The 12,161-nt window shown below is 64.9% G+C and carries 10 protein-coding genes; 6 read left to right on the top strand and 4 right to left on the bottom strand.

Annotated features, from left to right (window positions below; translation table 11 throughout):
* Positions 1-5 precede the first annotated feature (5 nt).
* The 3 genes from B0G75_RS24290 to B0G75_RS24280 form a co-directional block, all read right to left on the bottom strand.
* Entirely contained in the window at positions 6-833 is an 828-nt protein-coding gene (locus B0G75_RS24290) for an anti-sigma factor (RefSeq protein WP_106311473.1), read from the bottom strand.
* On the bottom strand, positions 830-1,348 hold the full coding sequence (locus B0G75_RS24285) for a sigma-70 family RNA polymerase sigma factor (protein ID WP_012426855.1): 519 nt from the start codon (positions 1,346-1,348) through the stop codon (positions 830-832). The genes B0G75_RS24290 and B0G75_RS24285 overlap by 4 nt, the downstream gene beginning before the upstream one ends.
* A gap of 149 nt (positions 1,349-1,497) precedes the next feature.
* Positions 1,498-2,220, bottom strand: coding sequence for an anti-sigma factor (locus tag B0G75_RS24280; RefSeq protein ID WP_106311470.1), 723 nt, complete (start codon positions 2,218-2,220; stop codon positions 1,498-1,500).
* Positions 2,221-2,499: 279 nt separating this feature from the next.
* Between B0G75_RS24280 and B0G75_RS24275 the strand changes: the two genes are divergently transcribed.
* From B0G75_RS24275 to B0G75_RS24265, 3 genes are all read left to right on the top strand, one after another.
* Positions 2,500-2,769 carry a DUF4148 domain-containing protein gene (locus B0G75_RS24275; protein ID WP_106311467.1) on the top strand — a complete coding sequence of 90 codons (270 nt, stop codon included), beginning with the start codon at positions 2,500-2,502 and terminating at the stop codon, positions 2,767-2,769.
* 112 nt (positions 2,770-2,881) lie between these two features.
* Positions 2,882-3,970 carry a catalase family peroxidase gene (locus tag B0G75_RS24270; protein ID WP_106311464.1) on the top strand — a complete coding sequence of 363 codons (1,089 nt, stop codon included), beginning with the start codon at positions 2,882-2,884 and terminating at the stop codon, positions 3,968-3,970.
* Positions 3,967-4,506 carry a cytochrome b gene (locus tag B0G75_RS24265; RefSeq protein WP_106311461.1) on the top strand — a complete coding sequence of 180 codons (540 nt, stop codon included), beginning with the start codon at positions 3,967-3,969 and terminating at the stop codon, positions 4,504-4,506. The genes B0G75_RS24270 and B0G75_RS24265 overlap by 4 nt, the downstream gene beginning before the upstream one ends.
* Before the next feature lie 7 nt (positions 4,507-4,513).
* On the opposite strand, the gene B0G75_RS24260 is transcribed toward B0G75_RS24265, so the two are convergent.
* Positions 4,514-7,009, bottom strand: coding sequence for an FAD-dependent oxidoreductase (locus tag B0G75_RS24260; RefSeq protein WP_106311458.1), 2,496 nt, complete (start codon positions 7,007-7,009; stop codon positions 4,514-4,516).
* A gap of 274 nt (positions 7,010-7,283) precedes the next feature.
* Between B0G75_RS24260 and B0G75_RS24255 the strand changes: the two genes are divergently transcribed.
* The 3 genes from B0G75_RS24255 to B0G75_RS24245 all read left to right on the top strand — a co-directional run bounded on the left by B0G75_RS24255 (position 7,284) and on the right by B0G75_RS24245 (position 12,146).
* A complete protein-coding gene (locus B0G75_RS24255; RefSeq protein ID WP_106311455.1) occupies positions 7,284-8,066 on the top strand; it encodes a DeoR/GlpR family DNA-binding transcription regulator in 783 nt (260 codons plus the stop codon).
* A gap of 123 nt (positions 8,067-8,189) precedes the next feature.
* The gene (locus tag B0G75_RS24250) at positions 8,190-11,657 is read left to right on the top strand and encodes a DEAD/DEAH box helicase (RefSeq protein WP_106311452.1); all 3,468 of its coding nucleotides are present in this window, start codon (positions 8,190-8,192) and stop codon (positions 11,655-11,657) included.
* Positions 11,658-11,897: 240 nt separating this feature from the next.
* Positions 11,898-12,146 (top strand): hypothetical protein, encoded by a 249-nt coding sequence (locus tag B0G75_RS24245; RefSeq protein WP_106311449.1) that lies wholly within the window; start codon positions 11,898-11,900, stop codon positions 12,144-12,146.
* Positions 12,147-12,161 lie beyond the last annotated feature (15 nt).

Genomic DNA, 12,161 nt, shown 5'->3' with positions numbered 1-12,161 from the left:
AGCGGTCAACCCGGCGCCGCGCCGGTCAACTGCGAATACACGTCATGTGAAAGTTGCAGCAACTCCTTGCGCTCGATCCCTCCCGACACCGCATAGCCGAAGTCGCCGTCGATCCAGTAGAACACGTTCACCGGGCCGTCCTGATACAGCTTGAACGCCGTCGTGTTCGAATTCTGCCGGCGACGCGAAATGCACAGCGTGACCCGCTCGCCGTTCGGCCCGCGATACATGAACTGCGCGGTCGGCCCATCGGCGCCCGGCAGCAGGCGCCCGCCCGAGAGGTTGAAGCCGCTCTTGGAGAGCATCGGCGGATGCACGTTGGTGCCGAGCCGGTTGGCGAGCCACTGCACAAAATCCTGCTCGTGGTCGTCGGTGCTCAGCTCGGTCGGCCGGTCGACGGCGGGCATGTAGACCACATGCGCCACCGCCGCCTGCCGTGCGAACATTTCCGAGCTGTCCGCGCTGACAGGGCGCGTGTCCGAGTGGCCGCCCGCGACCGGCGCGATCACGTCCTGTCCCATATGCGTGCCCACGCCGATGCCCACGCCCATCACCAGCGCCGCCGCCATCCCGGCGAATTGCGGCCAGTTGGCGGCAATCCGCCAGCGGCGCGGGGCGGGCGCTTGCAGTCGCTTCGGCACGGGCTCGTTCAGCACGCGGTCGTAGCGTTCATGGAACATGCTGTTAAGCGAAAAATAATCGCTGACGCGCGCGGCCAGGTCGGGATTCTGTTCGAGCGCGCGCTCCACGTCGGCACGGCGTTCGTCGGACAGCGTGCCGTCCACGTACGCGTGCAGGTCTTCTTCGCCGATCGGCATAGTCTGGTCGCTCATCGCACCACCTGTAATTTTGCACCGGGCTGCGTGCCCGCCATCAACGCCCGCAAGCGTTCGCGTCCGCGCGACAGTCGCGACATCACCGTGCCGAGCGGAATGTTCAGCGCGAGCGCCACGTCGGCATAGCTCATTTCCTCGAGGCCCACCAGCAGCACGACTTCGCGTTGCTCCATGGGCAGACGCTGCAACGCGTAATCGAGGTCGCGCATTTCCAGCGAGCGGGTCTGCTCGGAGGGCACGGCGAATTCGCTCTCGGACACGCTTTCGTCGTCGACCGCCACGTGGACGGCGCGCGCGGAAGCCTTGCGTGCCTGATTGGCGAACACGTTGTGCATGATCGTAAACAGCCACGCGCGCAGGTCGGTGCCCGGCTGGAACATGCCGGTGCGGCCGAGCGCTCGCTCGAGCGTGTCCTGCACCAGGTCGTCGGCGAGATCGCGATTGTTGATCAGTGCTCGTGCATAGCGCCGCAATCGCGGCACATGTTCCATCAACTCGTCACGGACATCCATTTTTTATCCCAATCGTGGGGTTTTCCGCAGGCAAGGAGGCATGCTCCTGTCGCGCGAAAAGACGCATTTGAGATGCGAACACGGTTGCAAGCTCTTTATTCCGCCGCAGTGTCTGAGATCGTGAATCTCGTGCTGTATCCATTGCATGGTCATCGCATGGTCATTGCGTCGGCGGCGCGCATCAGGCCGTGGGTGCGGGCGTCGCCGGCGACCACGAATCGCTGCCGCTGCGCGGTCCACAGCAACAGGCGAATCTCGCCGATGCGTCTCGCGGTCCACTGCGGCTGCGCCGGCGCGAACAGCGCCAAAGCCGACAGCAGCACGACCGGTTGATTGTCGCCGTTCAGATAGATGAATTCGCTGACCCGCTGCAACGGCCCCAGCGCCACCACTCGCCGGTCCACGAGACGCAAGCCGATCGCCGAGAGATTCGGCGCGGACGCATCGACGCGCGTGGGCGAAGCAGCCGACACCTGGCCGGCGGCACTTTCCGCGAGCGCCATCACCGCGGCGTTGTTCAGCGCCTGGGCGGACACCTGGGTAGCGGCGAGCCAGCCGCTTGCCGCTGCCAACGTCAGCGCGAGCGCCGCCAGCGCGTTGAGCCACTTTCGCGTGCGTTTTGACATGTCGATGCGCCCGATTGCGCGGCGCCACCCGGTGACGCGGCCCGGCACGGGTTCGTCAGTTGTTTGAAAAGCCTGCTGGATCTGCGCGTTCAGCCTGCCGTAAAACGCCACGCGGCGCGCCTCCGCCGGATCCTTGCCCAGATATTCCCGCAAAAACGCGGCGCGCTCCGGCGTCAGCGTGCCGTCGGCATAGGCCTGAATGTCCGCTTCGGAAAGCGGCGAATCGGATGGGGCGTCAGTGGTCATGGTGTCGGCGTGCGTCGAAGTTCGGCTGTCGAGGGGCGAACACGCACACACCCCAGTTTATTCCATATGTTCGCACGCCAATTTCTACGCTGCCGGGCTCGCGCGAGCGAACTTTCATGCAGCCCTCACCGCGCCGCGGAAGCGCGAGCTAACCCGGTTGCGCGTCCGTTTATTCCCGCTTTCGAATATGTTTTTTCTCTCGCTTCGACGCAGGAATAAAAGCCGCGGACCCGTGGTTCTCCCTCATGCAAACCCGCACAAAACTCATTGGAGTTCATCATGAAGAAGATCGCTTGCGCTGCATTGTCCGTTGTTGTTCTCGCCGCTTCGTCGAGCGCTTTTGCGCAAGGCAAGACGCGTGCTGAGGTGTACCAGGAATTGATCCAGGCCCAGCAGAACGGCCTGAATTACGTCACCGATGCGTCGTATCCCGACGTGAGCCCGGTGTTCGCGCAGCAGGTCGCGCAACACAAGGAAGCACTCGCCAAAGAAGCGGCGGCCACCAACCGCGTCGCGAGCCACGACGCGCAGGCAGGCGGCGTCAATTGAAGTGCCGATACCCGGCGCGCAACCGGAACGGGCGCGCCGGATATCGAATGGAATAGATCGCTGCATCGTGTGTTTGCCCGGTAAGCGCATCTATCCGACAGAGGAGTCTTTCGTGGCAAACCCATCCGTTCCCAATCCAGCGCCTGTCTGCGTGCCTTGCCGACTTGCCGTGATCGGCGCGGCCGTGCTGGTGCTCGCCGGCGGCTTCGCTTACACGGCAGGCTGGTTGACGCCGGCGCGTCTCACCGCACCGCGCATCATCAACACATTCGAAGCCGTGGCTGGTCAGCATCCCGGTTATCGGCGCAATCATGCGAAGGGTCTGTGCATCGAAGGTTATTTCGACAGCAACGGCGAGGGCGCGGCGCTCTCAAGCGCGGCGGTGTTCGCGGCCGGCCGCACGCCGGTCACGGGACGCTTCGCGGTGCCCGGCGGCAATCCTTCCGCGCCGGATACGAGTTCGCCCGTACGCAGTCTCGCGTTGCTGTTCCAGTTGCAAAACGGCGAGCAGTGGCGCACCGGAATGAATTCGACGCCAGTGTTCGCGGTGCACACGCCCGAGCAGTTCTATCAGCAACTGAATGCAGCGAAGCCCGACCCGGCGACCGGCAAACCGGACCCGGCCAAACTCAAGGCGTTCTACGCCGCGAATCCCGAAACCCAGCCATTTCAGGCTTGGGTGAAGGCACATCCGCCTTCGTCGAGTCTGGCGAATGCCGCGTACTACAGCATCAACGCGTTCCGATTCACCGACGGCGCCGGCAACACGCGCGCCGTGCGCTGGGCGATGGTGCCCGAAACGCTGTATGCGCCGATTACGGATGCTGAAAAAGCCGAGAAGAATTTCCTCGAAGCCGACCTCGATCAGCGCCTGCAGAACGGACCTCTGCGTTGGCATCTGATCCTGACGGTCGCGAAGCCCGGCGACCCGACGAACGACGCCACGCTGCAATGGCCCGACGATCGTCAGCATATCGACGCGGGCACGCTCGTGATCGATCACACGACGTCGCAGGCAAACGGCGTGTGCCGCGACGTCAACTTCGATCCGACGATCCTGCCCGCGGGCATCGCGCCATCGGACGATCCCTTGCTCGCCGCGCGTTCGGCGGCCTATGCGCTGTCGTACAAGCGCCGCACGCGCGAGGAAGCCCTGCACCCCGCGCTTCATCAAACCCAGACAAACGGAGATCACTCATGAGGCCGACGCGCACCCATTTCAGTCCGCTCGCGCGCCTGTTGCACTGGACGATGGCGCCTTTGATCATCGCGATGCTGTTCATCGGCGTGGGCATGGTCGCCACCGTCTCGCGCGCGCACGACACGCTGATCGCGATTCATCGGCCGCTCGGCATTGCGTTGCTGCTGCTGGTGGTGCTGCGCATGGGCGTGCGCATCACACGCGGCAGCCCGCCGTTGCCCGACGATATGCCGACAGTACAGCGGTTCGCGGCGAAGGCCTCGCATCTGGTGCTGTATGCGTTGATGGCGGCGATGCCGTTGATCGGCTGGGCGATGCTGTCCGCCGCGGGTTATCCGGTCACGCTCTACGGTCCGTTGCATCTGCCGCCGATCGCACCGCATAACGTCGAGTTGTTCGCGTTGCTGCGCGCGTTGCACACGTGGTTCGCATTCGCGTTGTTCGCCACCGTGCTGCTGCATCTCGCGGCCGCGTTGTTTCATGGGCTGATCCGGCGCGACGGCGTGTTTTCCAGCATGACGCGCGGCGAGCGTTAGTGCTTCTTTAACACTTCACGCGTTCCGAGCGCGGATCATAAGGCGCCTTGAGATGCAGCGTTGCCGGCAGCAGTTCGCCGGCGACGTCGATCGCATAGCTGCCGCTGTTCAGATACGCGGCGTCCGCTGCGCCGTCGGGATTGTTCACATAGCCCATTGCCACCGGACAGCCCAGCGTGTGGCCGAACGCCGCCGAACTCACGAAGCCCACCGGTTTGCCGTCGCGCAGAATCGCTTCGCCGCCCCATAGCATGCGCTCCGTTGCGCCGTCGGCGGTCAGCACGACCATGCGTCTGCGCAGCGGTTCGGCGCGCAATTTCAGCAGAGCGTCGCGGCCGCGAAATGCAATGTCCTTGTCGAGCTTGCAGGCGAATGAGAGGCCTGCTTCGAAGGGGTTCGTATCCGGCGTGAGTTCGCGGCCCCAAGCGCGATAACCTTTCTCGATGCGCAAGGAGTCGATCGCGTAGTAGCCTGCGTTGACGAGGCCCAACGTTTTACCGGCTGCGTGCAGCGTCTCGTACACGCCGACCGCGAATTCCACCGGCACGTACAGTTCCCAGCCAAGTTCGCCAACATAGGTAAGACGCGTGGCCCGCACCGTCGCGTAGCCGAGATCGACCTCACGGCTCTGGCCGAATGCGAACGCCTCGTTGCTCCAATCCGCTTTTGACACGCTTTGCAGCAGTTCGCGCGAACGCGGGCCCATCACGGCGAGCACCGCATATTGGCCGGTCACGTCGACGAGCGTGCAGTGCCTGTCGTGCGGAATGGCTTTTTCGATGGTGTCGAAGTCGCGCGTGGTTTGCGCGGTGCCGGTGACGAGCAGGTATTGATCGTCGGCGAGGCGCGTGAGCGTGAAGTCCGATTCATAGCCGCCGCGCTCGTTGAGCATGGCGGTGTAGACGGTGGTGCCGTTCGGCACGTCCACGTCGTTGGCGACGAGGCCTTGCAGCACGCTTTGCGCGTCGCGTCCCTTGACGAGAAATTTGGAGAATGACGTCATGTCGAACAGCGCGACGCCTTCGCGGCACGCGCGGTGTTCGGCGCCGCTCCAGGGCAGCCAGTTCTGCTGGCCGAACGCGTACTCGATCCTGGCCTCGTCAGGCGAGGGCGCGAAAAAGTTGGCGCGCTCCCAGCCCATCTTGCTGCCGAAACATGCGCCCCCGTCACGCAGCAGCGAATACAGCGGCGAGCGGCGGAACGGCCGCGCGCTGTCGAGTTCGCGATTCGGCCATGGCATCGCGTAATGCAGGCCGAGCGTTTCCTTCACGCGATCGTGCAGCCACGTGTCGTTGCCGTTGAAACGCGCGAAGCGGCGAATATCGACCGGCCACAGATCCATGGTCGGCTCGCCTGCGACGATCCATTCCGCGAGCGCCATCCCGGCGCCGCCCGCCGACGCGATGCCCATCGAATTGAAACCCGCGCCGACGAAAAAGCGCCGCAGTTCGGGCGCTTCGCCCAGCATGAAGTTGTTGTCCGGCGTGAACGATTCGGGGCCGTTATAGAACTGCTTCACCTGAGCGGTTTCGAGAGCGGGCACGCGCTGCAGCGCGTTTTCCATCAGGATTTCGAACTGATCCCAATCGTCCGGCAGCAGTTGAAACTCGAAATTCTCGGGGATGCCGTTCATGCCCCACGGTTTCGCATCCGGCTCGAAGCCGCCCATCACGAGGCCGCCCACTTCTTCCTTGAAATAGATGAAGCCGTCCGGGTCGCGCATCACCGGCAGATCCGGATGCACGCCGGCAATCCGTTCCGTGACGATGTAGTAGTGCTCGGCCGAATGCAGCGGCACGGTCACGCCGCACAAGCGTCCGACGGCCTTGGCCCACTGGCCCGCGCAATTCACGACGATGTCCGCGCCGAGCGTGCCTTCCTCGCCGTCCTTGTTGCGCCACGCGAGGCCGCTGACTTCACGCGCGCCGTTCGCGTTGCCGTCGTGCGCGGTGCGGGTGTGGATCGCCGTGACGCGGGTATTTTCGACAATGCGCGCGCCGCGCTGGCGAGCGCCGCGGGCGAGAGCCTGGGTCAGGTCGGTGGGATTCGCCTTGCCGTCGCCGGGCAGCCAGACCGCGCCGAGCAGGTCGTCGGTGCGCATGAGCGGCCACAGCTCGCCGGCTTCGCGCGGGCTGATCACGTCGCAGGCCACGCCGTAGGCGCGCGCGACGGCGGCGGTGCGTTTGAGTTGCGTCATCCGCTCTGCCGTGCGCGCCACCGAGAGCGAGCCACATTGCTTCCAGCCGGTGGCGAGGCCGGTATCGGCTTCGAGTTCGGCATAGAGCGCGGTCGAATAGCGGATCAGCTTCGTCATGCTTTCCTGCGCGCGCAACTGGCCGACGAGCCCGGCCGCGTGCCAGGTCGTGCCGCATGACAATTGGCCCTGTTCGAGCAGCACCACATCGGTCCAGCCCAGCTTCGTCAGATGGTAGGCGACCGAGCAGCCGATGATCCCGCCGCCGACGATGACGACGCGCGTGTGAGTGGGAGGTAGTGTGGACATGTGTTGAAATGCGTGGACAAAGTGCGTGTAGAGTGCCGTAAAAAAACACGGAACGCAACGAACACGCAGCCCTGTTGCGATTTCGGCGGCGTCATGCAGCGGTCACGCGCTCGTGCTTTTGGAAACAAGCCATCTCACCAACGCCCCGTTTCAGCAGAACAGACCGCGCCGGCATCGCCGTGGATATGTGGTTTTGGTTGGAAGCGTGTGGCTATCCAACCCGCCTGACTGTGTCTTTTGCTAGACTCCACTGAACCATCACCGCCCAATCGCCATGTTTTCCAACCAGCGCCAAGCCGAAATCCTGCGACTCGTCCGCGAGCAGCGCACATGCACGATCACGGATCTCGCCGGCCGTTTCGACGTCTCCGACGAGACCATCCGCCGCAACATCAAACCACTCATCGCGGACGGCCTGCTGATCAAGGTTCACGGCGGCATCATGCTGCCCGAGCGACTCGACGAGCCGCCGTTCCAGCGACGCATGACGGCAAGCCAGGAGGGCAAGCGGGCAATCGGCGCGCGCATCGGCGAACTGGTGCGGGACGGCGATTCGCTGATCCTGGAGGGCGGCACGACCTGTCTGCATATTGCGCAGGCGCTCGCCGCCCGCTCGCGGCTGACGGTCGTGACCCCTTCCATCGAAGTCGCGCGCTTGCTGGCACCGCGCAATGGCAACCGGGTCTTCATCGCGGGCGGCGAGTTGCGGCCGGACGATTGCGCGGCGGTCGGCGACAGCGCGCTGGCTTTTCTGCGGCAGTTTCACGTGCGCTACGCGATCGTCTCGGTCACCGCGATCGACATGCAGGGCCGTTTCATGGATGCGCTGCCCGCCGATGCGACGTTTTCGCAGGCGGCTTTCGCCCAGGCGGAACGGTGCGTAGTCGCGGCGGATCACGCGAAATTCGGCCACAGCGCGCTGGTGCACGCGTTCGGCGCGGACGCCGTCGATCTGCTGGTAACGGATGAAGCACCGGCGCCCGCACTGGCTCAGGTGTTCGCGGCGGCGGGCGTGGATGTGGAGGTGGGCACACAGCCAATTTCGTCCAACGCGTAAAATGGCCGGTTACCACAGGCAACCGATGCTGCACAGATTTCACCGGCCGGCGCCATCCGCGCGCTGTCGGGCTGATTCTGTCCGCGCGCTTGCCCGAGCCGGCTTGAATAGGATTGGACGCTGATGTCGTCAGTTTTCTTTGATCGGGAACGGATTGCAGAATGGCTCGGGGACCACACCGTCGCCAAGGCGCGCTCGGTCGGGCCCGTCGCCAACGTGAAATGGCACGGCGCCACGCTCAGCGGCGACGTGCAGGGCACCCAGCCGACACCCTACAAAACGCGGGTGCGGTTCCGTACCGATGGCGGTTCGCCTTGGGCGCAAGGCGACTGCACGTGTCCGGTCGGCCGCAACTGCAAGCACGTCGCCGCGCTGCTGTTCGCCGAGCTCGAGTACCACGACGAGATGGACCACATCACCCAGGTCGAACTGGACGACAGTGAGACCACGGGCGATCTGCCGCCAAAGCGGATTGCACACATGGCGCACATGGGGCAGCCGTCAGGCGTGCGGCCCGAACTGGTCAGCTGGCTCGAACGTTTTCGCGCCCGTGCCGAGGCCGCGGATGCCGACGCGCAGAAGGCGAGCGCCCCGCGCACGCAAACGCTCGCGTATCAACTGAACTGGTCCAGCTTTCACAAGCGCCACGAAGTGGTGCTGTATCGCGCGCGCTGCGATGCCGCCGGGGCGGTCGTCGCGGTCGACGAAGCCTGGGGCAATGTCGAAGCGGCGCTGCTCAAGCAGCCAAAGTTCGTCTCCGACGAAGACCTGTCGATCCTGCGCGGTCTCTGGCTCGGCCGCTCGCGTGAAGACTTCGGCCAGTTCATTCTGCGCGGCACGAGCGGCGCGGAGATGCTGCAGAAACTGATCGCGACGGGGCGGCTGTTCTTCGACTTCAAGCCCGCGCCCGGCGAGGCCGGACCGGCCGCGCTGTCGCGCGGCGCCGAGCGGCCCGGCCGGATCGAATGGGAGCCGCTCGCCGACGAGCGTCTCCGGCCCGTGCTGTGCACCGAGCCGCGCGCCAGCATGGTGCTGCCGACCGAGCCGGTCTGGTATGTGGACGGCGTCGCGAATGAAGCGGGCATCGTCCAGTCGTCGCTGCCGTTCCAGCAGTTGCCAGATTACCTGGCCATGCCGCCCATTTCGCTCGCCGAAGCACCGCTCGTCGCCTCGGTGCTGCGCGAGATCGCGCCCGAGTTGCCGCTGCCGCCCACGCAAGACGCGTCCGCGATTCGCGTGATCGACGTCGAGCCGGTGCCGGTGCTTTCGCTCAATAGTCACGCGCTGCCGTCTTCGACGAGCAAGGCCGGGCTGCGTCAATCCGGAGCGGTCGAACTGGCCGGCGTGAGTTTCGATTACGACGGCGTGAGCATCAACGTGGACAGCAGCGTGACGCTCGTGCCGATGCCGGGCGGTGATGTCATTCATATCCGCCGCCGTTACGAGGCCGAGAAAAAACGTCTGCTCGAACTGCGCAAGACCGGTTTGCAGAAGGTGCCGACCAGCCGCGTCTACGCGTCGCGTCTGCTGCCCGACACCATGCTCGGCTTGCCCGATGCGGAGGCGTGGTCCGCGTTCGTCAACGACGCCGTGCCGGAGCTGGTGAGCAAAGGCTGGCGTGTGACGATGGCGCCCGAGTTCCGCTACAACGTGATCGAGATCGACGCGATCGAAGGCACCGCGCATCAGGCCGGCGACGGCTGGTTCGATCTGGAGATGGGCATCCGCATCGGCGAGCGCAACGTGCGGCTCGAACCGCTGCTCGCCGACCTGTTCCGGCGCGACCGGCGCTGGCTGGGCGGCGCGCTCGAAGCCATCGCCGACAGCGAACCGATCGAGCTGAAGACCGAGGAGAACAAACGTCTGCGGTTGCGCGCCGATCGACTGAAGCCGGTGGTGCGCGTGCTGGTCGATCTGTTCGACGCACTCGGCGGCTCGCTCGCGGACGGTGCGCCGCTGCGCGTGGCATCCGTCGACGCCGGCCGCCTGGAAGCGCTGAACGGCACGGGCCGCTGGCAATTCCGTGGCGACGATTCGATCCGCCAACTCGCGCAGCGCCTGCAAGCCGGGCCTGGTCTGCGCGAAGTCCGGGTGCCGCGCGGCCTGAAGGCCGAACTGCGGACTTATCAGCACCAGGGCCTGAACTGGATGCAGTTTCTGCGCGAGCAGAACCTCGCCGGCGTGCTCGCCGACGACATGGGTCTGGGCAAGACCGTGCAGACGCTCGCGCATATCCTTGCGGAAAAAGAAGCGGGGCGTCTGACACGGCCGGCGCTGATCGTCGTGCCGACCACGCTCGTGCACAACTGGCGCGAGGAAGCGCGCCGCTTCGCGCCCGAATTGAAAGTGCTGCTTCTCAACGGTCCGCAGCGCAAGGAGCGCTTCGAGCAGATCGGCGAACACGAACTGATTCTGACCACGTACGCGCTGCTGTGGCGTGATCAGAAGGTGCTCGCCGAGCATGAGTATCACTTGCTGATTCTCGACGAAGCGCAGTACGTGAAGAACGCCACCACCAAAGCCGCGCAGGCGATTCGCGGGCTGCGCGCGCGGCATCGGCTGTGTTTGACGGGCACGCCGCTGGAGAATCATCTCGGCGAGCTGTGGTCGCAGTTCGACTTTCTGTTGCCCGGGTTTCTCGGCAGCCAGAAAGACTTCACCAGGCGCTGGCGCAATCCCATCGAGAAGAACGGCGACGGCGTGCGCCGCGCTTTGCTGGCCCGGCGCATCCGGCCGTTCATGCTGCGCCGTCGCAAGGACGAGGTCGCCAAGGAGTTGCCGGCCAAGACCACGATCCTGTGCTCGGTGGACCTGGAAGGCGCGCAGCGCGATCTCTACGAAACCGTGCGCACGGCGATGCAGGAGAAAGTGCGCGCCGCTGTCAGCGCGCAGGGTCTTGCGCGCAGTCACATCATCGTGCTCGATGCTTTGCTGAAGCTGCGCCAGGTGTGCTGCGATCCGCGACTCGTCAGAACGCTCAAGGCGGCCGGCGAGGCGGGTGACGTTCCCGAAAAATCCGACAGGACGGGCAAGATCGAGAAGGGCGCGCGCGCCATGCGCTCGGCCAAGCTCGACCTGCTTCTGTCGATGCTGCCGGAACTGATTGAGGAAGGCCGCCGCGTGCTGCTGTTCTCGCAGTTCACCGGCATGTTGTCGCTGATCGCGCAAGCGCTCGAAGAGGTCGGGATCCCCTACGTGATGCTCACCGGCGACACGACGGATCGCGTCACGCCGGTCGAGCGTTTTCAGAAGGGCGAGGTGCCGCTGTTCCTGATCAGCCTGAAGGCGGGCGGCGTCGGACTGAACCTGACCGCCGCCGACACGGTGATCCACTACGACCCGTGGTGGAACCCGGCCGCCGAGAATCAGGCGACCGATCGCGCGCATCGGCTGGGGCAGGACAAACCGGTGTTCGTCTACAAGCTGATCGCGGCGGGCAGCATCGAGGAAAAGATCGTCGAGTTGCAGGAGCAGAAGGCCGGGCTCGCCGACAGCATTCTTTCCGAAGACGCCGCCGGCGCCGCCAAGTTCTCGGACGACGATCTCGACGCGCTGTTCGCGCCGATGCCGGAAATCGAAAGCGGCCGGTAGGAACCGGCAATCCAGCAAACCATCTCGAAACGTCCGGCGCACTCATCGTGCCGCGCGACGTTGCGCCCGTTCGTGGGCGCTCAAATATCTCCACATTTGACGCCGCCATGAGCGCAAACGTGACAAATCGTCAAAGGAGGGTCTGTTCCCGGCGATGCCGTCAACGCTTTGTCCTGACACTCGTTGAACACGCGACCGTGAAGCGGTCAGTCAACGCAGTTCGTTAAGGAAAAACCGTCCATGAAGAAGCACATTTTCGCCGTTACCGTCGCGGGTCTGTTCTCGATCGGCGCATTCGCCCAGGCATCCACGCCGGTCGCCGCATCTTCGCAAGCAGGCGTGGCTACGCAGGAAGCCTCGGCGCCGGCCGCGGAACATCACCATAAGAAGAAGCATCACAAGCACGCGCATCGCCATAAGGCGGCGTCGGCTGCCAGCGGCGCGCAGGACGCGCCGTCGAACGACGACGCAGCGCCCGCTAAGCCGTAAGCATCGCCCGACGAT

Source organism: Paraburkholderia sp. BL18I3N2 (assembly GCF_003001875.1).
Lineage (GTDB): Bacteria > Pseudomonadota > Gammaproteobacteria > Burkholderiales > Burkholderiaceae > Paraburkholderia > Paraburkholderia phytofirmans.
The sequence above is the reverse complement of the archived record's forward strand: the minus strand, read 5'-3'. Positions and strand labels throughout refer to the sequence as shown.